Genomic DNA, 24,885 nt, shown 5'->3' with positions numbered 1-24,885 from the left:
CGCCGACCAGTCAATTCAAGGTGGCGAGCGTCAGTCCTCGTCGGTGGGCCGGGGCTGGCGGTGCTCCTTGATCCACGCCTCGACGTCCTCGGCCAGCCACACCTTCATCCCACGAAGCTCCTGGTACGGCTTCGGGAAGGTGGGGTACCGGGCGAGCTGCTGGAACCGCTGTCGCGAGACGCCGAGGCGCTGCGCGATCTCGTACGGCCCCATCAGACGGCCTGGCCCACGGTCCACGTTTCCGAACGCTCCGCCCGCTGTGACCGTCAGTCCTCGTCGGCCGGGCCGGGACGGTTCTTGGCGATCCACGATCGAACGGCCTTGCCCTCCCAGACGCGGCCCATCTTCAAGGTGACGAGCGGGTCGGGGAAGCCCTTTCGGCCGACGATGATCGTGGCCCGCTGCTTGCTGATCCCGCCCAGCAGATCGCGGATCTCATCCAACCCGAGCAGCTCCACGATCCGAAGGTATGGCCTCAGGGTATTGCATGAAGATGAACAGGGTAAGACAACCCCCAAAGGGGTTGTACGGAGACAACTCCATGTGATGCGATGAGGCGGTGACGGACCACGGACCTGTTCTGCCTCTCTGGACGTGTGCCGGGTGCGAACTGCCCCTGGCCCTGTCCCGCACGTCGCCGCGAGTTACTGGCCGAGTTCGCCTGTGCGCGGGTGTCCCTGTCGATCTACATGGCCTCGCATCTGCTGTCCGCCATGCAGGATCTGAGCTGGGCCTCTGCTGGTGCTCTCCACCGTAGGTTCCTCGGGTGGCTGTCGTGAGCGTGATCAACCCCGGTGACGAGAAGTTCCACTACTCCGACAACTCACACCGGTGGGTTCCGCCGGACCCCGACTTTCCTCAGGACGTGTGGGACGAGATGGTCCGGCAGCACAAGGAGAAGCACCTCCGGCCACCCAGACGGCCGCACATTACGCGTCGTTCGATCTGACTCGCCCAGGAAAGCTGGGGCGACGAAGGATCAGGCCGGTCGGCGTACGCGGTAGGCCAGGTGGGTGACGCCGACGCCCTCGACCACCCGGAACGGCCCGTCGAACTGCACCGGCGCGATGCCCAGTCCGGAGAAGAACGGAATCCCGTCCCCGAGCAGCACCGGCACCAGGTCCACGTGCACCTCGTCGAGCAGCCCCGCCTCCAGCACCTGTCGCGCGATCGTCCCGCCGTTCACCCCGACCTCCTTCCCGTCCGCGAGGGAATGGGCTCGCTCGACCGCCCGCTCGACGCCGTCGGTGACGAACACGAACGACTCGCCCTCGGGCTCCCAGCCGTCCGGCACCCGGTGGGTCACCACGACCACCGGCATGTCCAGCGGGTGCCGGCCGCCCCAGCCGTTGGTGATGTCGAACAGCGTGCGGCCGACGACCAGCGCGCCGGTGCGCTCGGTCAGCGCCCGGATGTGCGCGGCGCTTGCTGCCGACGTCCGGAACGTCATGTCGGGGTTGGCGGTCGGCACCGCCACGTCACCGTTGCCGTACCACTGGAAGAGGTGGTCGAAGCCGCCGTGCGACGAGTCGGCGACGTAGCCGTCCAGGGACATGGTCGCGCCGGTGGTCACCGTGCTCATCGGTTTCTCCTCGGGTCGCAGCATCAGCCTTCACCCGGGAGTAGAAGCCGGCCGGCCTCCCTCGACATCCGTCCGGAAAAAAAAATCTAGAGCGCGTACGTCTGGGCCACCGCCAGCATCTCCGAGGTGTGCGAGCCGACCACGCCCACGTTCCCCGGCCGCTGCCGGAAGCCGGGCAGCGCGGACAGGCCGTCGCTGGCGTCCATGGCGCGCAGGTTGACCGTGTCCGCCGAGGTCGTCAGCGTGAGCGTCACCTCGACGCCCTCCGGCGGCGGGGCGTGGAACACGATCCCGAAGCCCCACCGGCCCTCGCGCGCCTTCACCGGCACGTCCCGCCCGGCCACCGAGGCGGACCGGACGGTGGCGGTGCGGGTGTCCACGTGCAGCGTGAGCAGCCGTACCGTCCGCTGCGGCGTGACCCGCACCCGCAGCACGCGCTGGTCACCGTTGCGGGTGTCGGAGAGCGTCTCCAGCTTCGGCGCGGGCAGCGAGGCGGCGGGGGCCGGGCCGGCGCGCAGCTCGCCGTCGCCCAGGCCGGGGAAGTCGTCGGCCACCGAGATGGTCCGGTCGACGTAGCGGTCGGTCCAGGGCTGCGGGATGTCCTCGTGGCTGAGCCAGGCCGCCTTCTTCGAGCCGGCGTCCAGCGCGTACATCAGGTGGGTGGGCACCGGGTGCGCGTCGTCGAAGCGGTCGACGGCCAGGCCGACGCCGGCGAGCACCACCGCCGCCAAGAACGCCGCGCCGGCCGGCAGCGCGCCGAGGCGGCGGGCCCGCAGCGCCAGCATGCCGCGCTGGCCGCCGGCGCGCGGGTGCAGCAGGTCCACCACCGGCAGCAGCGCCAGGCCGAGCAGCACCGCGACCAGCGCGGCCACCGCGCCCATGCCCATGCCGAGCGCCGGGAACAGCAGCACCACCGGGGGCAGCAGCACCACCACGGCCACCGCGCCGGCCAGCGTCACCGCGACCACCGGCCACGGGCCGTCCAGGCGGGTGGCCAGCGCCGCGAGGCCGGCGACCGCGCCGGCCAGCGCCGGCAGGGTCGTCAGGTACGCCCCACCGGGTACGAGCACGGCGAGCAGCACGCCGAACAGGGCCAGCCAGAGCAGCCCGCCGAACGCCAGCGCGGCCGGGCCGACGCGGCGGCGCAGCAGCGCGTACCAGCAGAGGAGCACCGTGGCGGCGAGCGCCACCACCGCGAGGCGGTACCAGACCGGACGGTACGGGTCGAGCAGCTCGGCGTACCCCGGTCGGATCGTGGTGATCGCGGCCCAGAGCAGCCAGGCGCCCAGCGGGGCCACGACGACCGGCACCAGGGCCAGCCCGGCCCCGGCGGCGAGCGTGCCGACGGTGGCCCGGCCCCGGCGGCGCAGCAGCCAGCCGAGCGCGCCGACGGCGAGCAGCGCGGCCACCGCCAGCGGCAGGGTCAGCCCGCCGGGGTAGCGGACCAGACCGCCCGGCACCGGGAAGTAGGTGTCGTCGTGGCCGGCACGCAGGTCGCCGAGGTCGGTGCGGCCGAACTCGCGGGCCAGGCCGAGCGCGTTGTCGCCGTGCATCTGGAGGCTGCCCCGGTCCATCCGGGCCGGCACGTCCAGCGGGGTGTGGTAGATCGCGCCGCCGTCGATGTAGGCGGAGTTCAAGCCCACGAAGCGACGGTCGGAGAACGCGGTGAAGTCGGTGTCGTTGGGCAGCGCCCGGTAGATCTCCACCGCGAACGACGTGCCCACCGGGTGCGGCGCGGCCCGGCCGAACACGTCCACCAGCTTCGCGTTGTTCCGGGACGTCTCGAACATGATCACCGGACCGGTGGAGCCGCGTGCCTCCAGGTTGAGCACCACCCCGCCGTCGGCGGCGAGCGGATGGTCGGCGGCGAAGCCGGCCGCGCCGCAGAGGCACGCCTCCTCCGCGTCGGTGAGCACGAAGACCACGTCGTTACGGGGGCGCGGGCCGGTGGTCAGCGCGCGGGCCACCTCCAGGATGGTGGCGGTGCCGGCCGCGTCGTCGTTGCCGCCCGGCCCGGTCTGCACCGAGTCGTAGTGGGCGACCAGGAACACCTTGCCGGTCGGGTCGGTGCCGGGGAGGCGGGCCACCACGTTGCGGACCCGGGCCAGCGTCGCGCCGCCGGCCGCGCCGGACAGTTGCCCGGCCTCGGGCGCCACCGCGTCCTGCACCTCGGTCTCCAGGCCCAGCCCGCGCAGCGTGCCGACCAGGTGCTCGCGGACCCGGTCGTTGGCCGCGCTGCCGGCCACGTGCGGCCGGGCGGCGATCACCTCGACGTTCCGGTACGCCCGCGCGGCGCTGAACTCACCGGCCGGCGCGTCGGCCGGGCGCGGCGCCGGGGTGGACAGGGTGACCAGGACGCCCGCACCGACGGCGAGCAGCGCGGCCAGCGCGGCGACTGCGGCGGGCAGCCGGCGGCGGGGCTTGGCGAACGCCCGGTCGGCGGGGCGGGTGGGGGGTGCGCCCACGGGGACTCCTCGGGGGTGGATCTACGGGGGTGGGGATCATCCTGCACCCCCGCCCGTCGTGGCGGCACTCCCCGGTCGGTGCGCTGCCGGACTGGTCACGCTCCCGCGTAACATCGGGGGTCGGCCGCGTCGCTGTCCGGGTGGACGGGCCCACCCGACCGCTGGTGCCGACTGCGGTCGGGTGGGGTGCGGCCGTTTGTCTTAGCCTGGATCGCCCACGGCGCTCGGAAGGAGTACGACATCACCAGCGACCTCCCGCGACTCGCGGCGGTGGCCCGGCCGCACCGGGGGACCGGCGTTCCGGGTGCCGCCGTCGTGCCCCGGGCCGGCGCGGGGCTGCCCGGCGGCCTGCCGCCCGGCGAGCGACTGCGGGTACTGCTGGTCGAGGACGACGAGGGCGACGCCTTCCTGGTCGGCGAGCTGCTCGCCGAGACCAACTCGATGATCGACCTGCTGGTCGCGACCAGCCTCAGCGAGGCCCGCCAGCGGGTGATGGGCGTCGACTGCGTCCTGCTCGACCTGGGTCTGCCCGACGCGCAGGGCCTGGACGGGCTGCGCCGGGTGCTGGAGATGTCCAGCGGCGCCGCGGTCTGCGTGCTGACCGGCCGCTCCGACGAGCACCTGGGCATCGTGGCGGTCGCCGAGGGCGCGCAGGACTACCTGGTCAAGGGGCAGGTCGACGGTGTGCTGCTGACCCGGGCGCTGCGGTACGCGGTGGAGCGCAAGCGCGCCGACGAGAACGCCCGCCGGTTGCGCGAGGTGGAGCTGCGCCAGGCCGAGTCGGCCCGCCTGGAGCGGGGTCTGCTGCCGCAGCCGCTGATGACCACCGACGAGGTGTCGGTGCACACGTTCTACCGGCCCGGCCGGCACGCCGCGCTGATCGGCGGCGACTTCTACGACGTGGTGCAGACCCGCCCGGACCGGATCGACCTGATCGTCGGCGACGTCTGCGGCCACGGCGTGGACGAGGCGGCGCTCGGCGTCGAGCTGCGTGTCGCCTGGCGGGCGCTGGTGCTGGCCGGCGTGCCGGACGACGAGGTGCTGCCCGCGCTGGAGCAGGTGCTGATGAGCGAGCGCCGGCTCCAGGAGATCTTCGCGACGGTGGCCACCGTCCGCCTCGACCTGGCGTCCGCGCGGGCCACCGTGCGACTCGCCGGCCATCCGCCGCCGCTGCTGCTCAGCGGCGGTAAGGTCGCCCCGGTGCCGGCCAAGGGTGGGCTGCTGCTCGGCGTCCGGCCCCGTCGTCCCGTTGCCTTCGACCTGGAGTTCGACACCGATGACTGGTCCCTGCTGATGTACACCGACGGCCTCATCGAGGGTCGCGTCGACGGCGGCGACGAACGGCTCGACGTGCCCGGGCTGACCGGCCTGCTCGCCGAGCCGGCGAACCGGGCGGTGCCGCTCTCCGAGCTGCCCGCGTGGCTGGTCGGCCGCGCCGAGCAGATCAACGGCGGCCCGCTCGCCGACGACGTGGCGATGCTGTTGGTGACCCGGGGCGGGGGACGATAGGTGAAGACGTACCAGCAGGGGTGGACGCTGCGGCGGCGGGTGGGCGCGCTGCTCGGCGTGGTCCTCGCGCTGCTGCTCGGGCTGGCCGCCGCGGAGGCGGCGGTCGCCGCGAAGAACCGGCAGAACATCGACGCGGTGCTGCTCCGGACCGGCCCGCTGCGGGTCCAGGCGCAGGAGCTGATGAGCGTCCTGCTGGACCAGGAGACCGCGGTCCGCGGGTACGCGGTGAACGGCGACCGCAGCGACCTGGCCCCCTACCAGGAGGGCGTGCGGCGCGAGCAGGAGTTGATCACCTCGATCCGTGGCCTGTCCGCCGGCTACCCGGACGTGCGCCGCGAGGTGGGCGTGGTCGAGCAGCAGACCGCGCAGTGGCGGGCCCAGGTGGCCGAGCCGGTGATCGCGACCACGGCGCGCGGCGGACCGGCCGCCGGCCAGGCGTTGATCACCGACCGGACGCGGCAGCAGTTCGACGGGATAAGGGCGTCGATCACCACGCTCCAGGACGAGATCCTCACCGTCCGGAAGGAGACCGCCGACCGGGTCAACTCGACGAGCAACACGCTGGTCATGCTGCTGATCATCGCGGCGCTGGTGGTGGCGGTGGCCGGCGCGGTCATGCTGGTCTCGCTCGACCGGATCCTGATCCGTCCGCTGGCCGCGCTGGTCGGCCAGGTGCGCGAGGTGGCCGAGGGTGACTACCAGCACCGGATCTCCGGCTCCGGCCCGCCGGAGTTCCTGCGGCTCGCCGACGACATCGACCAGATGCGCCAGAAGATCGCCCAGGACCTGGACGAGGTGCGTCAGGCCCGGGAGCGGATCGAGTGGGTGAACGACCAGCTCCAGAAGCAGGCCGAGGAGTTGACCCGCTCCAACCGTGACCTGGAGCAGTTCGCGTACGTGGCCTCGCACGACCTCCAGGAGCCGCTGCGCAAGGTGGCCAGCTTCTGCCAGCTCCTCCAGCGGCGCTACGCCGGGCAGCTCGACGAGCGGGCGGACCAGTACATCGCGTTCGCGGTGGACGGCGCCCAGCGGATGCAGCGGCTCATCAACGACCTGCTCGCGTTCTCCCGGATCGGCCGGCTCACCACCGGCTTCACCGAGGTCGACCTGAACCGGGTGATGGGTGACGTGGCCGGGCAGACCGAGGCGGCCCGGCAGTACGCCGACGCGGAGCTGACCTGGGACGAGATGCCGACCATCCGCGGCGAGGAGCCGTTGTTGACCAATCTGCTGGTCAACCTGGTGAGCAACTCGGTGAAGTTCCGCCGTCCGGACGTGCCGCCGAGGGTGCACGTGTCGGCCCGGCTGGTCGACCGCGAGTGGGAGATCAGCTGCCGGGACAACGGCATCGGCATCGAGCCGGAGTTCGCCGACAAGATCTTCGTGATCTTCCAGCGGCTGCACTCGAAGGACGCGTACCCGGGCACCGGCATCGGGCTGGCGATCGTCAAGAAGATCGTGGAATACCACGGCGGCCGGGTCTGGGTGGACACCGACGCCGAGGAAGGCACCACCATCCGGTTCACGCTGCCCGCGCTGGAGGCCGACGTCGAGGCCGCGCAGGCGGCCGAGAACGCGGCGACGGAGGAGACCGGGGCCGCCGAGTCGGCCGAGGACGCCCCGGTGGACGTCGCCCGGCAGCCGGACGGCGCGGCAAGCGAGGAGCCGGCCGTGGCGGCGGACCGGCACGAAACCAACGGTGGCATGAAGGAGACGGTGGGATGACGGCGCCCGCGGACGGCAAGAGCCCGATCGAGGTCCTGCTCGTCGAGGACGATCCGGGCGACGTGCTGATGACCCAGGAGGCGTTCGAGGAGCACAAGCTCCGCAACCGCCTGACGGTCGTCTCCGACGGCGCCGAGGCGCTGGCGTACCTGCGCCGGGAGGGCCAGTACACCGACGCGGTGGTGCCCGACCTGATCCTGCTCGACCTGAACCTGCCCCGCCGGGACGGCCGGGAGGTGCTGGAGGAGATCAAGAAGGACGAGCACCTCCGCCGGATCCCGGTCGTGGTGCTCACCACGTCGCAGGCCGACGAGGACATCCTGCGCAGCTACCAGCTGCACGCCAACGCCTACGTGACCAAGCCGGTGGACTTCGAGCGCTTCATCTCGGTGGTCCGCCAGATCGACGAGTTCTTCGTCAGCGTGGTCAAGCTGCCGCCGCGTGGCTGACCCGCTGCTGGATGACGTCGCCGGGCTGCTGCGGGAGGCCGCGGCCGAGGTCGTGGTGCCGATGTTCCGTCGGCTCGACCCGTCCGACATCTCCGAGAAGGCGCCCGGTGAGGTGGTCACCGTCGCCGACCGCGAGGCCGAGAAGCTCATCTCCGACGGGCTGCGGCGGCTGCGTCCCGGCTCGGTGGTGGTCGGCGAGGAGGGCGTCGCCGAGGATCCGGGCCTGCTCCGGCACCTGCGCGGCGGCGGTGACGTCTGGCTGGTCGACCCGGTCGACGGCACCGCCAACTTCGCCGCCGGGAAGCGGCCGTTCGCGCTGATGGTGGCGCTGCTCACCGACGGCGTACCGGCGGCGTCCTGGGTCTACGACCCGCTCGACGACACGATGGCGGCCGGCCGGCTCGGCGCGGGCACCCGGCTGGACGGCACGCCCGTCCGGCCCGACCGGCCGGTGCCCGGGGTGGGCGCGTTGCGCGGCACCGCGATGACGAAGTTCCTGCCCGCCGACTTCCGCCGCGACGTCGAGGCCGGGGGCCGCCGGATCGGCGAGCTGCTGCCCGGCCAGCACTGCGCCGGCCGGGAATACCTGGACGTGCTCACCGGCGCGCAGCAGTTCGTGCTGTTCTGGCGCACGCTGCCGTGGGACCACACCCCCGGCACGCTGCTGGTGCGGGAGGCCGGCGGGGTGGCCCGCCGCTTCGACGGCACCGACTACCACCCGGCCGACGAGGGCCGGGGCCTGCTGGTCGCGGCCAGCGGGGAGATCTGGGACGAGGTGTATGCGGCGCTGCTGGCACGCTGAGCGTCGACGGCGGCACGCTGCGTCGACGTTGCGTGTCCCGAGTGGTCGCCGGCCTGGCGCGGCGTGTCCGGTCCGGTATCGTGACCGGCGGTCTCCGCCAGCAGGCCGCCGCCCGGCGCCGGTGGAGCCGCCGCCGCGCACGGTCGAATCGGGGGCCGGCGGTCGACGGAAGGACCATCACGTGCCCAGGACCAGGCTCACCGGCCGGCGCGTCCGCCGGTCGCTGCTCGCGCTGCTCGCCGCGACGGCCGTGCTGCTCGGCGCCGGCCTCGCCACCGCCGGCCCGGCCGCCGCCGCGCCCAGCCCGAACGCCCCCGACGAGGGCGGCAGCAAGAAGCTCCGGGACGCGCTGGAAGCCGCGGCGAAGGGCCACATCGAGGCCAAGAACCGGCTGGACAACTCCAAGCGCCGGCAGACCGCGCTGGCCGCCCAGCTCAAGGACATCGAGGCACGCCTGGTCGGGCTGACCGCCCAGGCCGGTGAGGTGGCCGTGCAGTCCTACCGGCAGGGCCGGCTGACCCCGGCGTCGATGCTGCTGGCCGCCTCCGGGCCGGACGACTTCCTGCACCGGGCCGCCGAGCTGGACATGATGGCCCACCGGGACAGCAAGCGGCTCGGTGACCTGGCCGACGCGAAGGCCGAGGCGACCGAGTCGAAGCTGGCCCTCGACGCCGAGGTGCGCGAGCAGCAGAAGCAGCTCGCCGTGCTGGCCAAGAAGAAGAAGGACGCCGAGGTCGCGCTCGCCAAGGTCAGCTCCGGCGCCGGCTCCGGGTTCAGCGGCAGCTCCTCGTCGGCCAAGCCGGCGCCGCGCAACTCGGACGGGTCGTGGCCGTCGGAGTCCTGCTCGGTCAGCGACCCGACGCCGGCCGACGGCTGCATCACGCCGCGCACGCTGCACATGCTCCAGCAGGCCCAGGCCGCCGGCTACAAGCGGTACGCGTCCTGCCACCGCAGCGGCGGCGGCGGCGAACACCCCAAGGGACGGGCCTGCGACTTCTCCGCCGCCAGCGGCGGCTTCGAGGACAAGACCGCGACCGGCGGCGACAAGTCGTACGGCGACAGCCTCGCCAACTGGGCGAAGAACAACGCGGGCCGGCTCGGCATCATGTACGTCATCTGGTACCGGCAGATCTGGATGCCGAACACCGGTTGGCGGGCGTACAGCGGGGGCGGCAGTCCGGCCGCCGACCACACAAACCATGTTCACATCTCGATGTACTGACCCGGGCGGTCAGGAACGCCGCGTACCCTCGCCACGGTGAGCAGCACATCGTCCGATTTCGTCACCGCGCCGGCGACCGACGCGCCGGCCCCGCCGCGGGCCCTGCCGAACGGGCTGGCCGCCTTCCTGGTCTTCCTCTCCAGCGGGGCGGTGCTGGTGCTGGAGACCGTCTCGCTGCGCCTGGTCGGCCCGTACGTCGGGGTGACGCTCCAGGTGACCAGCTCGGTCATCGGCATGGCGCTGGCCGCCATCGCGTACGGGGCGTGGATGGGCGGGTGGCTCGCCGACCGGCGGGACCCGCGCGCCCTGCTCGCCCCGGCGCTGGTGCTGGCCGGCATCGCCACCGCGGTCACCCTGCCCATCGTCAGGTACGCCGGTGAGGCGCTGCGCGGCGGCGCGGCAAGCGCGGTGCTGCTGCTGACCGCGCTGACCGTCCTGCTGCCGGCCGCGCTGCTGGCCGGGATCACCCCGCTGGTGGTGAAGCTCCAGCTCGCCGACCTGCGCCGCACCGGTCAGGTGGTCGGCAAGCTGTCCAGCATCGGCACGCTCGGCGGCATCACCGCCACGCTGGGCACCGGCTTCATCCTGGTGGCGGCGCTGCCCAGTTCGGTGATCGTGCTGGCGTTGGCCGCGGTGCTCGGCGTGACCGGGTTGGTGCTCGGGTTCTGGTTGCGGCGACGCTCCGGCGCGGCGTTGTCCACGCCGGGCCGGGCGAAGGCGGCGCTGGCGCTGATCGGGCTCGCCGCCGCGGGGCTCAGCGCGGCGGCGCCGAACCCGTGCGACGTGGAGACCGCCTACCACTGCGCCCGGGTCGAGGCGGCCCCGGACCGGACGGACGGGCGCACGCTCTACCTCAACTCGGCCCAGCACTCCTACGTCGATCTGACCGACCCGAGACACCTGGAGTACGCGTACACCCAGTGGATCGGCCTGGTCGCGGACGTGGCGCGACCGGCGGAGCAGCGGATGGACGCGCTGCACCTGGGCGGCGGCGGCTTCACCGTGCCGCGTTACCTGGCCGCCACCCGGCCGGGCACCGACAACCTGGTCTTCGAGGTCGACGGCGGCCTGGTCGAGCTGGACCGGCGGGAGCTGGGCCTGCGGACCGGTCCGGAGCTGACCGCCCGGGTGGGTGACGCCCGGGTGCTGCTGCGCGCCGAGCCGACCGACAGCCGGGACTTCATCGTCGGCGACGCGTTCGGCCACCTGGTGGTGCCGTGGCACCTGGCCACCCGGGAGATGGCCGCCGACATCCGCCGGGTGCTCCGCCCGGACGGGATCTACGTGCAGAACGTCATCGACTACCCGCCGGGCCGGTTCATCCGGGCCGAGCTGGCCACCGTCTCCGCCGTGTTCGACCACGTCGCGCTGATCGCCCCGCCGGACGCGGTCGCCGGCCGGCAGGGCGCGAACTTCGTGATCGTCGCCTCGGACGCGCCGCTGCCGCTGGCCGCGATCCCGCCCGGCCTGAAGCCGCTTCCGGAGCCGGCCGAGCTGCTCGACGAGGCGGCGACCGCCGAGTGGATCGGGGACGCGCGGGTGCTGACCGACGACTACGCCCCGGTGGACCAACTCCTCGCGACCGCCTGATCGGGTGATGTTTCTGACCGATTCCGACAGCTCAGGTGTAGCGGGGGCCACTTCGGGCAACTGCACCGACCATGGGTGGACCGGTCAGGAACGGCGTGCAACTGCTCGGTGAGCGGTACCGCCTGGTCGAGCAGTTGGGCGCCGGCGGCATGTCGGTGGTCTGGCGCGGCTACGACGAGGTGCTCGGCCGGCAGGTGGCGGTGAAGGTGCTCGCCTCCCGGCTCGCCAGCGACAAGGCGTTCCGGCACCGGATCCGCGTCGAGGCGCAGGCCGCCGCGCGGCTCTGCCACCCCAACATCACCAACGTGTACGACTACGGCGAGTCCGTCCAGGTCGGGCTGACCGTGCCGTACGTGGTCATGGAGCTGGTCGACGGCGGCCCGCTCAGCAGCCGGCTCGGCCGGGACGGGCAACTGCCCTGGCGGGAGGCGCTGACCATCGGCGCGGAGGTCGCCTCCGCGCTGGCCACCGCGCACGCCCGGGGCGTGGTGCACCGGGACGTCACACCCGGCAACGTCATGCTCACCGCGACCGGCGTGAAGGTCGTCGACTTCGGGATCTCGGCGCTGGTGGGGGAGAGCGACAAGGGGCCGGACGGCGCGCTGCTCGGCACGCCCGCCTACCTGGCCCCGGAACGGCTGGACAACGGCCACGTCTCGCCCGCCACCGACATCTACGCGGTCGGCCTGCTGCTCTACCGGATGCTCACCGGCCGGCTGCCGTGGCAGGCCAGCACCACCACCGAGATGCTGCGTGCGCACATGTACCACGACCCGGACCCGATGCCGCCGGTGCCCGGCCTTCCCGGCCAGGTGACCGAGCTGGTCCAGCGGTGCCTGGCGAAGCGCCCCGAGGACCGCCCGCCCACCGCCGAGGTGGCCCGTACGCTCGCCGAGGCGGTGGGGATCGCGTCGATCGTGCCGGTGTCACCGGCGTTCGGCGGCATCGACCCGGCGCTGATGGCGAACGCAGGCACCACGATCCTGCCCTGGTCGGCGGCGACCGACGCGGTGCCGTACTCGGCGATCCGCACCCGGACCCGGGGGGCGGCGGCCCGGCGGCGCAGGGTGGAGGCCGGGGTGGCCGCCGCCGGCCTGCTCGCGGTGACCGCGACGATGTGGGGGCTGACGTCGCGGAGCCCGGCCAGCGGCGGGGTGGAGCCGACCGAGGCGCGGATGGGCCTGCCCGAGCCGGTGCCCTGCGCGGTCGACTACTCGCTGCGCCGCGACACCGGTAGGGACTTCTCCGCCGAGTTGACGCTGACCAACACCGGCCCCCGGGAGCTGCGCGGCTGGACGATGAGCTTCAGCTTCCCCGGCAAGCAGGCGGTCACCACGGCGCAGCCACCGGTCCGGCAGGTGGGGCGCACCGTGTCGGTGGCGGCCCCGAAGCCGGACGCGACGCTGGCGCCGGGCGCGTCGACGAAGCTCACCTTGAGCGGGCGCTACACCGGGAGCAACACGCTGCCGGTGGAGTTCAAGCTCGACAACAGCACGTGCGGCGTGCAGGTGTCGGGCATCGCCGGCTCGGTGCCGATCACCACCGCGCCGAAGACGACGAAGGCACCGGTCAAGCCGGCCGCCAAGCCGGCCGCGAAGAGCGGGCCGACCAGGGCGAAGCCGGCGCCGAAGCCCAAGGCCGAGCCGCCGAAGCCGAAGGGCAAGGGCGGCAAGGAGAGCGGCAAGGGAAAAGGGAAGTGAAGCAGCCGAAGGGGGGTGGGCACGGCAAGGGCAAGGGCAAGGGACCGAAGGGCTGACGGTCGGGTCGGAGTCCGCGCCGGTCAGGTCAGCGCCGCGAAGCGCTGCACCTGGGTGATGCTGCCCTCCACGATGAGCACGCTCTCCGGGGCCAGCACCGTCTCCGGCCCGGCGTAGCGGAACGGCTGGCCGGGCAGCTTCGCGCCGACCACCATCACCCCGTACCGCTCCTGCGGGGACAGTTCGCGCAGTGCGCGTCCGACAAGCGGCGCGGGCACCCGCACCTTGGCGATGGCGAAGTCGTCGCCGAACTCGATGAAGTCGAGCATCCGGCTGACGATCAGGTGGGCGACCCGCTCACCGGTCTCCGCCTCCGGGAACACCACGTGGTGCGCGCCGACCGAGTGCAGGATCTTGGCGTGTTTCTCCGAGGTGGCCCGCGCCCAGATCTGCGGGACGCCCAACTCGGCCAGGGCCAGCACGGTGAGCACGCTCGCCTCGACCGAGGCGCCGATGGCCACCACCACCCGGCCGAAGTCCGCCACGCCGAGCTGGCGCAACGCCGTCTCCTCGGTGGCGTCGGCCTGGACCACCCGGTCCAGCTCGGCCGCCCACCGCTGGACCCGGGCCGGGTTCCGGTCGATGGCGAGCACCTCGTGGTCGAGGCGCGTCAGCGCGCGGGCGAGGTGGTAGCCGAATCGGCCCAGGCCGATCACGACGACACCGGTGTCGTCCGAGTGTCTAGCCGACAATGGGTTGCTCCTCCGGGTAGCGGTACAGACGTCGTCGGGTGTTCAACGCGATGGCCGAGCCGAGCGTGAGCGGGCCGATCCGACCGACGTACATGAGCGCGGTCAACAGGTACTGGCCGGGCGCGGGCAGCCGCTGGGTGAGGCCGACGGTCAGCCCGGTGGTGCTGAACGCGGAGGTGACCTCGAAGATCGCGGCGTAGAAGCGGTCGTGCGCGGTCATCGCGATCAGGCCGACCGTGCCGCCGGCCACCAGCGCCACGCTGAGCAGCGCGACCGTCAGCGCCTGCCGCTGGCTGGCCGGGGACACCCGGCGGTTCCCGACCGTGGTGTCCGGCTCGCCGCGCAGCTCCGCCCAGATGGCGAAGCCGAGCAGGAAGAACGTGGAGACCTTGATGCCGCCGGCGGTGCTGGCGCTGCCGCCGCCGATGAACATCAGCCCGATGAGCATCGGGTAGCTCTCCTCGGTGAGTTGCCCGACGTGGATCACGTCGTAGCCGCCGGTGCGGCTCAGCGCGATCTGGGTGAACGTCGCCAGCACCTTGCCCGGCACGTCGAACCGGCCGATCGTGTCCGGGTTGGTCCACTCGGCCAGCAGCAGGTAGCCGAAGCCGCCGACGGTGAGCACAAGGCTGCCCCAGACGGTGAGCTTGGTGGCGACCGCCCAGCCGCCCGGCCGGCGCCATTCCCGGAACGCCTCGAACAGCGCCGGGAAGCCGAGCCCGCCGATGATCGCGCCGGCGCCGAGCGGCAACGCCACCCACGGGTCCCGGGCGAAGGCGACCAGCCCGTCGGAGTAGAGCGCGAAGCCGCCGTTGTTGAACGCCTGGACCGAGTGGAACACCGCGTACCAGAGCGCCCGCCCCGGCGGGTAGTCGTAGGCCAGCCAGAAGCGCCCGCCGACCACGGCGGTCATCAGCGCCTCGGTGACGAAGACGGTGGCCGCGATGCGGAGCAGCAGCCGGCGTACGTCGCCGAGGCCGAACTCGGCGGTCTCGGCCTGCACCAGCAGCCGGTTACGCAGTCCGAGCTGACGGGAGACGGCCAGGATCAGCAGGGACGCGCCGGTCAGGATGCCGAGGCCGCCGAGCTGCGTGAGCACGGTGATCATCACGAGCCCGAAGTCGGTCCAGTAGTTCGGGGTGTCGGTCACCGCCAGGCCGGTCACCGAGACCGCCGAGGTGGACGTGAACAGCGCGGTCTCGAACGGCGTCCAGTGCTGCGTACGGGTGGCCCAGGGCAGCATGAGCAGCCCGGTGCCGACCAGGATCACCGCCAGGAATCCGAGCGGCACCAGCCGGACCGGCTTCCGGAGCAGGCGGCGCACCAGGTCATCTTCCGTCCGGAGATTCACCCGCAGGTCAGGAACCGACCAACTGGACGTCAACCACGCCGGGTCTGCTGTGCGTACCCATCGACGACAGGAGACGGCGTTGCGACGTACCCTTTCTGCCCTCGGCGTGGCCGGCGCGCTGCTCGCGGCCGCGGCCGTGGTGGTGCCGGCCGTGGCCGCCCAGGCCGGCCCGGACCCGCGCGCCGAGCGCCCCCGCGCGACCCAACGGCCGATCGTGATCGGTCATCGCGGCGCGAGCGGCTACCGCCCGGAGCACACCCTGGAGTCCTACCGGCTCGCGATCCGGCAGGGCGCCGACTTCATCGAGCCGGACCTGGTGTCGACGAAGGACGGCGTCCTGGTCGCCCGGCACGAGAACGAGATCTCCGGTACGACGGATGTGGCGGCCCACCCCGAGTTCGCCGTCCGCCGGGCCACGAAGACCATCGACGGGGTGGCGGTGACCGGCTGGTTCACCGAGGACTTCACGCTCGCCGAGCTGAAGACGCTGCGCGCCAAGGAGCGGCTGCCCCAGGTGCGGGTGACCAACACCGCGTTCGACGGCCAGTTCGAGATCCCGACGTTCCAGGAGGTCATCGACCTGGCGCGGGCCGAGTCGAAGGCGCGCGGCCGGACCATCGGCATCTACCCGGAGACGAAGCACCCGACCTACTTCGCGTCGATCGGGCGCGCGCTGGAGGAGCCGCTGGTCGCGACGCTCCGGAAGAACAAGCTGACCCGCCGCGACGACCCGGTCTTCGTGCAGAGCTTCGAGACCGCCAACCTGCGCAAGCTCGACACGATGACCGACGTGCGGCTGGTGCAGCTCATGGACGCGACCGGCGCACCCTACGACTTCACCGCGGCCGGGGACCGCCGGACCTACGCCGATCTGGCCACCGCCGCGGGCCTGGCCTGGGTGTCCCGGTACGCCGACGGCGTCGGCCTGAACAAGAACCTGATCGTGCCCCGCGACGCCGCCGGCCGGCTGTTGGCGCCGACCTCGGTGATCCGGGACGCGCACCGGCTGCACCTGGTGGTGCACGCCTGGACGTTCCGCGCCGAGAACCAGTTCCTGCCGGCCGACTTCCGGCTCGGCGCCGACCCGAACGCCCGCGGTGACATCACGTCCGAGTACGAACTCTTCTTCGACCTGGGCCTGGACGGCGCGTTCGCCGACCAGCCGGACACGGCGGTGGCCGCCCGCGCCGGCCGCTGACGCCCGCTTCTCGCCCCGTCGGGGCGCCCGCGCAATGCGGGCGCCCCGACGTGCGTTCGGCTCGCGCACCGGCACTTCCCCTCGCCCGCCCTTTGGAGCTGACAGCAGAAACGACTCAGGCTGCGCCGCCGGCCACCGCGGTCGTCGCTGCCGCGGATGCGGGGCTTCCCGAGGAAGCCTCGGCGGTGGTTCTGTCGTGCGCCCGGTTGTGGCTTCGGGCCACGCGGATCGACGGGCGAGTCGTTGCTGCTGTCAGCTCTGGAGGGCGGGCGAGGGAAGTGCCGGTGCGCTGCCTGACAACCTGATGGCGGAAACGGGTCGCCCTGGGCGCGTGCCAGTCACGGCCCGCCCAGCCGACGGGTGGAACACGAACGGAGTAGGTTCGGCGTGAACCTGTGGGCCCGGCGTGACCTGTTGGCGGGCCTGGGCGTGAGTCGTTTACGCCCTCAAGTTGCTAGGGGCCGGAGGCTGTCGCGCCGGGCGGAGGTGACGGACGCTCACCATCAGCAAAGCGTTCCGAAAAACGGACATATTCCCCAATACTGACCTGGTTGTCCTGCGGCAAGGGCAGGCGTGTACGGGGGTTGTGAATGTCCATTCTCACGATGACACGTGGGCGGCGCCGCTGGTGCGCCACCGCCGTCCTGACTCTGGTGGGCGGCCTGGTGCCGCTGGTGGGACCGCATGCGGCGACGCCGGCGCGCGCCGCCGACGCCAACAACGCGACGCTCGTCGTCGACAAGGGCGGCGACCGCACCGGCGAACAGACCGTCGGGCCGCTGGCCGGCGCCACCTTCGACTTCTACGCGGGCGTCAGCGGGACCCGACCCGGCCCGGGTGCCACGCCGGCCGCGTCCTGCACCACCGACGCCAGCGGCAGGTGCTCGGTCGACGTGCCGGGACGGACCGGCACCAACCAGGGCTACTGGATCGTCGAGCGCAGCGCGCCGAACGGCTGGCGGATCGTCGACAGCCTGGTCACCGGCAACGGCGGCAGCGCGCCCTACCAGTCCACGCCGTACAACGGAGTGTTCACCGGGGCGGTGGCCAACAACCGGACGTACACCTTCCCGGCGGTGACCACCGGAAACACGAACCGGACCGCGCGTGGCGCGGTGTGGGCCGACGAGCGGGACAACCCGGCCCTGCCCGCCTCGTGCGGCCTGCGCGTCGCGCTGCTGATCGACGTGTCCGGGTCGATCCGGCCCGACCTGCCGGTGGTCAAGAACGCGGCGAACGGCTTCGTCGACGCGTTGACCGGCACCCCGTCCCAGGTCGCGCTCTACACGTTCGCGACCGACGCCGCCGCGGTGCTCAACCCGATCCCGGTCTCCGACCAGAGCGGCGCGAACACGGTCAAGGCGGCGATCAACGGCCTCACCGCCGGTGGCACCACCAACTGGGACCAGGGGCTGTGGCAAGTCGCCGCCGCGCCCTACGACTACGACGCCGTGATCATCCTGACCGACGGCAACCCCACCGTGTACGGCCCGCCGCCGGTCCAGGGAACCGGCAGCTTCACCCGGTTCGTCGAGGTGGAGAACGGCATCTTCGCCGCCAACGCGGTCAAGGCCAAGGGGACCCGGGTCGTGGCGGTCGGTGTGGGCACCGGAGTCTCCGGCGCGCCCGACAACCTGGTCGCGATCTCCGGGCCGGTCGCCAACTCGGACTACTACCAGACCGACTACGACCAACTCGCCGCCGTCTTCCGGGAACTCGCCCTGGACAACTGCCGGGGCACGGTCAGCGTGGTCAAGTTGGTGATCCCACCGGGCGGCGGTGACCCGCAGCCGACCGGTGGTTGGACCATCTCGTCGAGCAGCACCGGGGTGACCCCGCCGAGCGCCGTCACCGACACCTCCACCGGCGCGGTCAACCTCGCATTCGACCTGAACGGGCAGCCCAGCCGGGCGGTGGCGATCGCGGAGACCCCGCAGGCCGGATATTCGCTGGTCCAGCAGGACGGCGTCAACGCCACCTGCACGGCCAGCGGCCAACCGGTGCTGGTGGCCAACAACGGCGAGTTCGGGTTCAGCGTCAACGCGCTGGCCAACGACGCGGTGGCCTGCGTGATGATCAACCAGGCCGAGCCGCAGCCGGCGACCGTGGTGGTGAACAAGACCTGGGTGGTCAACGGGCAGAGCGTCCCCGACCCGCGGCAGGACGTCTCCATCCAGGCCGCGCTGGTGCTGCCCGGCGTGGACCAGCCGGCCTGGGGTGTCGCGTACGGCACCTTCCGGGCGGGGCAGTCGGTCGTCATCGACGAGACCGTCACCGCGCTGCCGCCCGGGTGCACCAACACGGCCAGCGGCGACCTCGGTGAGCAGACGCTCGCCGCCGGCACCAACACCTACCAGATCACCAACACGGTGACCTGCGAGACGAAGCTGATCCTGGCCAAGTCCGTGCAGAACCCGTACGGTCCGCCCGCGCCGCCGGCGACGGCCTGGGACCTGACCGCGTACGGGCCGAACGGGTTCACGGTGAAGAGCGGCGACCCGGCCCACCCGGTCGTCGAGGGCGCCGTCTACTCGCTCGGTGAGAGCACCGTTCCCGGTTTCACCCAGACCGTGGTGCCGGGCGCGGTGATCGAGCCGCCGGCCACCGGTAGCTGGAGTTGCGGGGTCCGCGACCGCAGCGGACCGGGCGTCAGCCCCGACTTCGGCGGCGAGAACGGCCAGGTGGCCGTGCAGATCGGCCAGACCGTGGTCTGCATCGCGGTCAACCAGGCCCAGCCGGCACAGGTGACCCTGGTCAAGGAGGTGCGCAACACCCATGGCGGCACCGCGAAGCCGACCGACTGGGTGCTCAGCGCCACCCCGCCGCAGGGCTCCGGCGCGACCCCGGTCAGCGGGCGCAGCGGCGAGCCGGCGGTGACCGACGCCGAGGTGACGGCCGGCGTGCCGTACGGCCTCAGCGAGAGCGGCGGTCCGGCCGGGTACGAGCTGACGGAGTTGCGTTGCGTCTTCAACGACACCGGCGAGCCGGCGCCCACACCGGGCAACGTGCTCACCCCGGCCGCGGACCGCGCGTACACCTGCACCTGGCGTAACGGCCAGCTCGACCCGAACGGGGCACACCTGACCCTGGTCAAGAAGGTCTGGGGCAGGGCCGCCCCGACCGAGTGGACGCTGACCGCGGCACCGACCAACGCGGCGACCCCGATCAGCGGCCCGTCCGGCAGCCCCGAGGTCACCTCGGTGCCGGTGCGGGTCGGCGTCGGCTACCGGCTGAGCGAGTCCGGTGGCCCGGCGGGCTACCAGCAGGCCGGGCCGCCGGAGTGCGTGCTGACCGGCACCGACAGCCGGGTGCCGGTGCTGGACGGCGTGGTCACCCCGGCCCGGGGGCAGGACATCACCTGCACCTTCACGAACCGGATGGCGGCGAAGCCGTTCCCGCCGTTCCACCCGGGCAAGCATCTGCCGGTCACCGGCATGAAGCTGACCGGACTGATCGGTGGCGGCGCGCTGACGACGACGGCCGGTGTGGTGCTGACCGTCCTGGGTTGGCGGCGACGCCGGACGATGTGAGGAGGAGGCGTCGGCCGGTGACCGGCTGACCGGGCGGCCCGGCGGGGAGTTCCCCGCCGGGCCGCCGCGCGTACGCGGGGCGCGATGGGCGGGGGCGACACCGTGGCCGCGTTCCGCGTGGTGGGACGGGCCATCCCGGGTCGGCCGGGTTACGTGCTGGTGTCCGGGGTTGTAACGTGCGGCCATCCCGTCCCGGGCACTTGTGTGCGTCGACCACATAGCTCGTGGGTGACGTCACTTCTAGCGTGAGCCGACAACTGACAATCCTCCTGTCCTCACCTGGAGTCGCAATGACGATCCGGCACACGCGACGGGTGTTCCTTTCCGCCGCCACGATGATGGCGGCCGCGCTGGCCGCCACGGCGTGTGGCAGCCCGCAGGACACCGCCTCCGGCGGCGGCGACGCCGCGCCGGTCAAGGTCGGCCTGGTCTACTCCCAGTCCGGGCCGCTGGCCAGTTACGGCAAGCAGTACATCGAGGGGTTCAAGGCCGGCCTCGACTTCGCCACCAAGGGCACCGGCAAGGTCGGCGACCGGAAGATCGAGCTGAGCGAGGCCGACGACGCGGGCGACCCGGCCAAGGCCGTCTCCGCCGCCAAGGACCTGATCGGCAAGGGCACGAAGATCATCGCCGGGTCCACCTCCTCCGGGGTGGCGCTCCAGGTGGCCCCGATCGCGGCGCAGAACAAGGTGCTGTTCATCTCCGGCCCGGCCGCCACCGACGCGGTCACCGGCGCGAACAAGTACACGTTCCGCTCCGGCCGGCAGTCCTGGCAGGACGTGGTGACCGCCAAGTCGTTCATCGGCGACGCGGCCGGCAAGAAGGTCGTGGTGTTCGCCCAGGACGGCGCGTTCGGCGACGCCAACGAGGCCGCCGTGAAGGCCGTGATCGGCGGCGCCGGCGCGACCGTGAGCAGCGTCCGCGCGCCGGCCAGCGCCACCGAGTTCACGCCGTTCGCCAGCCAGATCAAGGCCGCCAAGCCGGACCTGCTCTTCGTCGCCTGGGCCGGCACCACCGCCGGTGCCATGTGGCAGACGCTCGACCAGCAGGGCGTGCTCGCCGCCACCACGGTCGTCACCGGGCTGGACATCCGCGCCTCCTGGCCGACGTTCGGCGCGGCCGGCAGCAAGATCTCGTTCCTGTCGCACTACTTCGACGGGGCCAGCGACACCGAGGCCGCCAAGGCCGCCAAGGCGAAGATCCCCGGCGGCACGCTCGACCTGTTCCACCCGGACGGGTTCGCCGCCGCGCAGATGGTCGTGCGCGCGGTGCAGGAGGGCGGCGACGACGTGGAGAAGATGGTCACCGCGCTGGAGGGCTGGGAGTTCGAGGGCGTCAAGGGCACCATGAAGATCCGCGCCGAGGACCACGCGCTGCTCCAGCCGATGTACCAGGCCAAGCTCACCGGCAGCGGCACCGCGTTCACGGCCACCGCGCAGAAGACGCTCACCGGTGACGAGAGCGCGCCGCCGGTCGCGCAGATGAAGGGCTGACCGATGCTCGCCACCCGCGGTCTGACCTGGCGGATCGGTGAGGTCGCCATCGTCGACTCCGTCTACCTCGATCTGGCGCCGGGGGAGTTCCTCGGCGTGATCGGGCCCAACGGCGCCGGCAAGACCTCGCTGTTCAACCTGATCACCGGCCTGCGCCGGCCCACCGAAGGGAAGATCCTGCTGGACGGCGCGGACGTCACCACGCTCCCGCCGCACCGGCGGGCCCGGCTCGGTCTGGGGCGCACCTTCCAGGCGTCCTCGGTCTTCGGTTCGCTGACGGTCCGGGAGAACGTCCGGCTCGCCGTACAGGCGCACCGGGGTGGCTCGATGAAGCTGTGGCGGCGGGCGGCGGCCGACCGGGACGTGGCCGCCGCCGCCGACGCGGCGCTCGACCGGGTCGGCCTGCACCACCGGGGTACGGCGCTGGCCGGCACGCTCGCCCACGGCGAGAAACGCAAGCTGGAGATCGCGCTGCTGCTCGCCGCGGAGCCCCGGGTGATGCTGCTGGACGAGCCGATGGCCGGGGTGAGCGCCGAGGACGTGCCGGAGCTGGTCCGCGTGATCAAGTCGCTGACCGGGGACAGCGGCCGGGCGGTGCTCATGGTGGAGCACCACATGGACGTGATCCTGGAACTGGCCGACCGGATCGCCGTGATGCACCACGGCGCGCTGCTGGCCTGCGACACCCCGGACACGGTGATGGCGAACGCCACCGTGCAGGAGGCTTATCTGGGGGAGTCACTGTGAGTGAACCCGTTCTCAGCGTCGAGGACCTGTCGGTGCGGATCGCCGGACTGCACATCCTCCAGGGCGTGTCGTTCGAGGTGGCGCCGACCGGCGTCACGGTGCTGCTCGGGCGCAACGGCGTCGGCAAGACCACCACGCTGCGCGCGATCGTCGGGCTCACCCCCCGGGGCGGCGAGGTGCGCGGCACGGTGCGGATGGGCGCGCGGAGCCTGCTCGCCCGCCCCACCCACCGGCTGGTCCGCGACGGGCTCGGCTACGTGCCGGAGGACCGGTGCGTCTTCGCCGGGCTCACCGTCGCGGAGAACCTGCGGCTGGCCGAGCGGCGGGGCACCACCCCGGCGTACGACAAGGTCTTCGCGCTCTTCCCGGAGCTGGACCGGCGCGGACGGCAACGGGCCGGTTCGCTCTCCGGCGGGCAGCAGCAGATGCTCGCCATCGGCCGGGTGCTGCTCAACGACAACCGGCTGCTGCTGGTCGACGAGCCGACCAAGGGGTTGGCGCCGAAGGTGGTGACCGAGGTGGCCGAGGTGCTGGAACGGGTCGCGGAATCGGTGCCGGTGCTGCTGGTCGAGCAGAACCTGGCGGTGGTGCGACGGCTGGCGTCCGACGCGGTGGTGCTCTCCGCCGGCCGGGTCGCCTGGACCGGCGCCGCCGGTGAGCTGCTGCTGGAGACCGCGCTGACGAAGTCGCTGCTCGGCGTGGGTTCGGCGGAGGTGCACTCATGAACACCGTGGTCCTGTTGACGCTGACCGGGCTCGGCCTGGCGGCGCTCTACTTCCTCGTCGCGTCCGGCCTGTCCCTGGTCTTCGGCCTCGCCGACGTGCTCAACTTCGCGCACGGCCTGTTCCTCGGCGTCGGCGCGTACGCGACCTGGTGGGCGGCCGGCAACCTGCCCGGCGCCGGGCCGGACGGCCTCGGCTTCGTGGTCGCGGTGCTGTTCGGCGTGCTGGCCGGCTCGCTGGTCGCGGTGCTGGTCGAGCTGGTGCTGATCCGGCCGCTCTACTCCCGCACCATCGAACAGGTGCTGGTCACCGTCGGCCTGTCGCTGGCCGGCGTGGCGCTGCTCCAGGCCACCTGGGGCGCGGACCCGCGCACGTTCCCGCGCCCCGACTGGAGCCGGAACGTGACAGCGGTGCTCGGCGCGCAGGTGCCGAACGCCGGGCTGCTGCTGATCGTCGCCGCGGTGCTGGTGCTCGGCGCGCTGCTGGCGTTCCTGCGCTGGACCCGGTACGGCCTGATCATCCGGGCCGGCGTGGAGAACCGGGAGATGGTGACCGCGCTCGGCATCGACGTGCGCAAGGCGTTCACGCTGGTCTTCGCGATCGGCGGGGCCGCCGCCGCGCTGGCCGGCGCGCTCGGCGGCGTCTACTTCGGCACCGTCTCACCCGGACAGGGCGGCTCGCTGCTGATCTTCGCGTTCATCGTGGTGGTGATCGGCGGAATGGGCTCGGTCGTCGGCTCCGCGTACGCGGCGGTCGCGGTGGGGCTGCTGCAACAGTTCGTCAACTACTACGGCACGTCCGGGCTGGGCGACCTGTGCGTCGTCGGCCTGCTCGCCGTGGTGCTGCTGCTGCGTCCGCAGGGCCTGGCCGGAAAGGTGGCTCACGCATGACCGAGGTCAAGAGTGCCGAGGTGCCCGCGCCGCCGGCCACGGTGCCCGACGAGTTGACCCCCGGGCCCTCCCGCTGGCACGGGCTGCGTCCGTACCTGCCGCTTGTCGCGCTGGTGGTGGCCGCGGTCCTGCCGTACTCGACGGTGAACCTGCCCGGCATCTTCGAGGGGCCGCTGAACTCGCCGGGCACGCTGCAACTGCTCGCCATCTGCCTGGTCTTCGGCGGGCTCGCGGCCGGCTACGACCTGCTGTTCGGGCGCACCGGCATGCTCTCCTTCGGGCACGCGCTCTACTTCGCCGCCGGCGTCTACGGCACCGACATCCTGGTCACCAAGGCCGGGCTGCCGCTGTGGCAGGCCGCCGTGCTCACCGTGGCCGGCGGCACCACGCTGGCCGCGCTGCTCGGCGCGGTGGCGCTGCGCACCGTGGGCATCGCGTTCGCCATGGTGACGCTGGCGTTCGCGCAGGTCGGGGCGATCCTGGTGGCCCGCGACTTCGGCGGGCTGACCGGCGGCGAGGAGGGGCTGCCGCTGGACGTGTCCGGGCTGCCGTCGGCGCTCGTCGGCGTCACCAACACGGTCAACCTCTACTGGCTGGCGCTGGCGTACCTGGCGCTGGTGGTGCTGGTGGTGCACCGGGTCAGCGGCTCGCCGACCGGGCGGGTGCTGGCCGGGCTGCGCGACGACGAGCGCCGGATCGGGGTGCTCGGGCTCGACCCGTACCGGTTCAAGCTTGTCGCGTTCACCCTGGCCGGCGGTCTGGCCAGCGCCGGCGGGGTGGTCTACGTGCTGATCGTGGGCGGTGCCAGCCCGCACATCACGTCGTCCGAGCTGACGCTGTCGCTGCTGGTGATGGTGGTGCTCGGTGGCCCGGGCACCCGGTGGGGGCCGGTGCTGGGCGGCGTCCTCTACATGTACCTGGATCACCGGCTCACCGCGTTCGGCAGCAGCGACGCGGTGAACAGCCTGCCCGCGTTCCTCAGTCACCCGCTGAGCCAGCCGCTGTTCGTCCTGGGCACCGTGTTCATCCTGGCGGTGTACTTCTTCCCCGGCGGCCTGGCCAGCCTGCGCACCCGACTGGCCCCCCTCGGGACCGCGCTGCGCCCGCGCCGCTGACCGCCGCGACGGGCGGCGGCCCCCCGTGTGGCCGCCGCCCGTCGCG

The 24,885-nt window shown here is 72.7% G+C and carries 20 protein-coding genes; 14 read left to right on the top strand and 6 right to left on the bottom strand.

What is annotated here, in order from left to right; translation table 11 throughout:
* Positions 1-30: 30 nt before the first annotated feature.
* From TPA0908_RS14865 to TPA0908_RS14850, 4 genes are all read right to left on the bottom strand, one after another.
* Positions 31-237 (bottom strand): helix-turn-helix transcriptional regulator, encoded by a 207-nt coding sequence (locus TPA0908_RS14865; protein WP_278109326.1) that lies wholly within the window; start codon positions 235-237, stop codon positions 31-33.
* Positions 238-266: 29 nt separating this feature from the next.
* A complete protein-coding gene (locus TPA0908_RS14860) occupies positions 267-458 on the bottom strand; it encodes a hypothetical protein (RefSeq protein WP_281938242.1) in 192 nt (63 codons plus the stop codon).
* A 521-nt stretch (positions 459-979) separates the two neighbouring features.
* Entirely contained in the window at positions 980-1,582 is a 603-nt protein-coding gene (locus TPA0908_RS14855) for a dihydrofolate reductase family protein (RefSeq protein WP_281938240.1), read from the bottom strand.
* An 86-nt stretch (positions 1,583-1,668) separates the two neighbouring features.
* Positions 1,669-4,047 carry a M28 family peptidase gene (locus tag TPA0908_RS14850; protein WP_281938238.1) on the bottom strand — a complete coding sequence of 793 codons (2,379 nt, stop codon included), beginning with the start codon at positions 4,045-4,047 and terminating at the stop codon, positions 1,669-1,671.
* Positions 4,048-4,317: 270 nt separating this feature from the next.
* On the opposite strand from TPA0908_RS14850, the gene TPA0908_RS14845 reads away from it, so the two are divergent.
* The 7 genes from TPA0908_RS14845 to TPA0908_RS14815 all read left to right on the top strand — a co-directional run bounded on the left by TPA0908_RS14845 (position 4,318) and on the right by TPA0908_RS14815 (position 13,044).
* Positions 4,318-5,556, top strand: a complete 1,239-nt coding sequence (locus TPA0908_RS14845) for a PP2C family protein-serine/threonine phosphatase (protein WP_281938613.1) — start codon at positions 4,318-4,320, stop codon at positions 5,554-5,556.
* Complete coding sequence (locus TPA0908_RS14840; RefSeq protein ID WP_281938236.1) at positions 5,557-7,281, top strand: sensor histidine kinase; 1,725 nt, start codon at positions 5,557-5,559, stop codon at positions 7,279-7,281. It begins immediately after the preceding gene.
* The gene (locus TPA0908_RS14835) at positions 7,278-7,730 is read left to right on the top strand and encodes a response regulator (RefSeq protein WP_107161837.1); all 453 of its coding nucleotides are present in this window, start codon (positions 7,278-7,280) and stop codon (positions 7,728-7,730) included. Before TPA0908_RS14840 ends, TPA0908_RS14835 begins: the two co-directional genes overlap by 4 nt.
* The gene (locus TPA0908_RS14830; protein ID WP_281938234.1) at positions 7,723-8,532 is read left to right on the top strand and encodes an inositol monophosphatase family protein; all 810 of its coding nucleotides are present in this window, start codon (positions 7,723-7,725) and stop codon (positions 8,530-8,532) included. The genes TPA0908_RS14835 and TPA0908_RS14830 overlap by 8 nt, the downstream gene beginning before the upstream one ends.
* Positions 8,533-8,713: 181 nt before the next feature.
* Positions 8,714-9,754 carry a coiled-coil domain-containing protein gene (locus tag TPA0908_RS14825; protein WP_374709211.1) on the top strand — a complete coding sequence of 347 codons (1,041 nt, stop codon included), beginning with the start codon at positions 8,714-8,716 and terminating at the stop codon, positions 9,752-9,754.
* A gap of 36 nt (positions 9,755-9,790) precedes the next feature.
* Positions 9,791-11,344: a fused MFS/spermidine synthase gene (locus TPA0908_RS14820; RefSeq protein ID WP_281938233.1), complete on the top strand. Its 1,554-nt coding sequence runs from the start codon at positions 9,791-9,793 to the stop codon at positions 11,342-11,344.
* 71 nt (positions 11,345-11,415) lie between these two features.
* On the top strand, positions 11,416-13,044 hold the full coding sequence (locus TPA0908_RS14815; protein ID WP_281938232.1) for a serine/threonine-protein kinase: 1,629 nt from the start codon (positions 11,416-11,418) through the stop codon (positions 13,042-13,044).
* An 80-nt stretch (positions 13,045-13,124) separates the two neighbouring features.
* Here the strand turns inward: TPA0908_RS14815 and TPA0908_RS14810 are convergent, their stop codons facing one another.
* Both TPA0908_RS14810 and TPA0908_RS14805 read right to left on the bottom strand, forming a co-directional pair.
* Positions 13,125-13,793 carry a potassium channel family protein gene (locus TPA0908_RS14810; protein WP_281938230.1) on the bottom strand — a complete coding sequence of 223 codons (669 nt, stop codon included), beginning with the start codon at positions 13,791-13,793 and terminating at the stop codon, positions 13,125-13,127.
* On the bottom strand, positions 13,783-15,117 hold the full coding sequence (locus TPA0908_RS14805; RefSeq protein ID WP_281938229.1) for a TrkH family potassium uptake protein: 1,335 nt from the start codon (positions 15,115-15,117) through the stop codon (positions 13,783-13,785). The genes TPA0908_RS14810 and TPA0908_RS14805 overlap by 11 nt, the downstream gene beginning before the upstream one ends.
* 106 nt (positions 15,118-15,223) lie before the next feature.
* Between TPA0908_RS14805 and TPA0908_RS14800 the strand changes: the two genes are divergently transcribed.
* The 7 genes from TPA0908_RS14800 (at position 15,224) to TPA0908_RS14770 (ending at position 24,839) form a co-directional block, all read left to right on the top strand.
* Positions 15,224-16,342, top strand: a complete 1,119-nt coding sequence (locus TPA0908_RS14800; protein ID WP_281938227.1) for a glycerophosphodiester phosphodiesterase — start codon at positions 15,224-15,226, stop codon at positions 16,340-16,342.
* A 605-nt stretch (positions 16,343-16,947) separates the two neighbouring features.
* Entirely contained in the window at positions 16,948-19,872 is a 2,925-nt protein-coding gene (locus tag TPA0908_RS14795) for a VWA domain-containing protein (RefSeq protein WP_281938226.1), read from the top strand.
* A 290-nt stretch (positions 19,873-20,162) separates the two neighbouring features.
* Positions 20,163-21,365, top strand: a complete 1,203-nt coding sequence (locus TPA0908_RS14790) for a substrate-binding domain-containing protein (protein WP_281938225.1) — start codon at positions 20,163-20,165, stop codon at positions 21,363-21,365.
* A gap of 3 nt (positions 21,366-21,368) precedes the next feature.
* Positions 21,369-22,112, top strand: coding sequence for an ABC transporter ATP-binding protein (locus TPA0908_RS14785; protein ID WP_281938223.1), 744 nt, complete (start codon positions 21,369-21,371; stop codon positions 22,110-22,112).
* Complete coding sequence (locus TPA0908_RS14780; RefSeq protein ID WP_281938221.1) at positions 22,109-22,837, top strand: ABC transporter ATP-binding protein; 729 nt, start codon at positions 22,109-22,111, stop codon at positions 22,835-22,837. The genes TPA0908_RS14785 and TPA0908_RS14780 overlap by 4 nt, the downstream gene beginning before the upstream one ends.
* Complete coding sequence (locus TPA0908_RS14775; protein ID WP_281938220.1) at positions 22,834-23,724, top strand: branched-chain amino acid ABC transporter permease; 891 nt, start codon at positions 22,834-22,836, stop codon at positions 23,722-23,724. Before TPA0908_RS14780 ends, TPA0908_RS14775 begins: the two co-directional genes overlap by 4 nt.
* Positions 23,721-24,839 (top strand): branched-chain amino acid ABC transporter permease, encoded by a 1,119-nt coding sequence (locus TPA0908_RS14770; protein ID WP_281938218.1) that lies wholly within the window; start codon positions 23,721-23,723, stop codon positions 24,837-24,839. Before TPA0908_RS14775 ends, TPA0908_RS14770 begins: the two co-directional genes overlap by 4 nt.
* Positions 24,840-24,885 lie beyond the last annotated feature (46 nt).

It is taken from the genome of Micromonospora sp. AKA38 (genome assembly GCF_027925725.1).
In the GTDB taxonomy this organism is placed as follows: Bacteria; Actinomycetota; Actinomycetes; order Mycobacteriales; family Micromonosporaceae; genus Micromonospora.
The sequence above is the reverse complement of the archived record's forward strand: the minus strand, read 5'-3'. Positions and strand labels throughout refer to the sequence as shown.

Coding starts and splice junctions, on each gene's coding strand:
- TPA0908_RS14855 (WP_281938240.1), bottom strand. CDS start 1,582: ATGAGCACGGTGACCACCGGCGCGACCATGTCCCTGGACGGCTACGTC.
- TPA0908_RS14835 (WP_107161837.1), top strand. CDS start 7,278: ATGACGGCGCCCGCGGACGGCAAGAGCCCGATCGAGGTCCTGCTCGTC.
- TPA0908_RS14815 (WP_281938232.1), top strand. CDS start 11,416: ATGGGTGGACCGGTCAGGAACGGCGTGCAACTGCTCGGTGAGCGGTAC.
- TPA0908_RS14795 (WP_281938226.1), top strand. CDS start 16,948: ATGACACGTGGGCGGCGCCGCTGGTGCGCCACCGCCGTCCTGACTCTG.
- TPA0908_RS14790 (WP_281938225.1), top strand. CDS start 20,163: ATGACGATCCGGCACACGCGACGGGTGTTCCTTTCCGCCGCCACGATG.
- TPA0908_RS14785 (WP_281938223.1), top strand. CDS start 21,369: ATGCTCGCCACCCGCGGTCTGACCTGGCGGATCGGTGAGGTCGCCATC.
- TPA0908_RS14775 (WP_281938220.1), top strand. CDS start 22,834: ATGAACACCGTGGTCCTGTTGACGCTGACCGGGCTCGGCCTGGCGGCG.
- TPA0908_RS14770 (WP_281938218.1), top strand. CDS start 23,721: ATGACCGAGGTCAAGAGTGCCGAGGTGCCCGCGCCGCCGGCCACGGTG.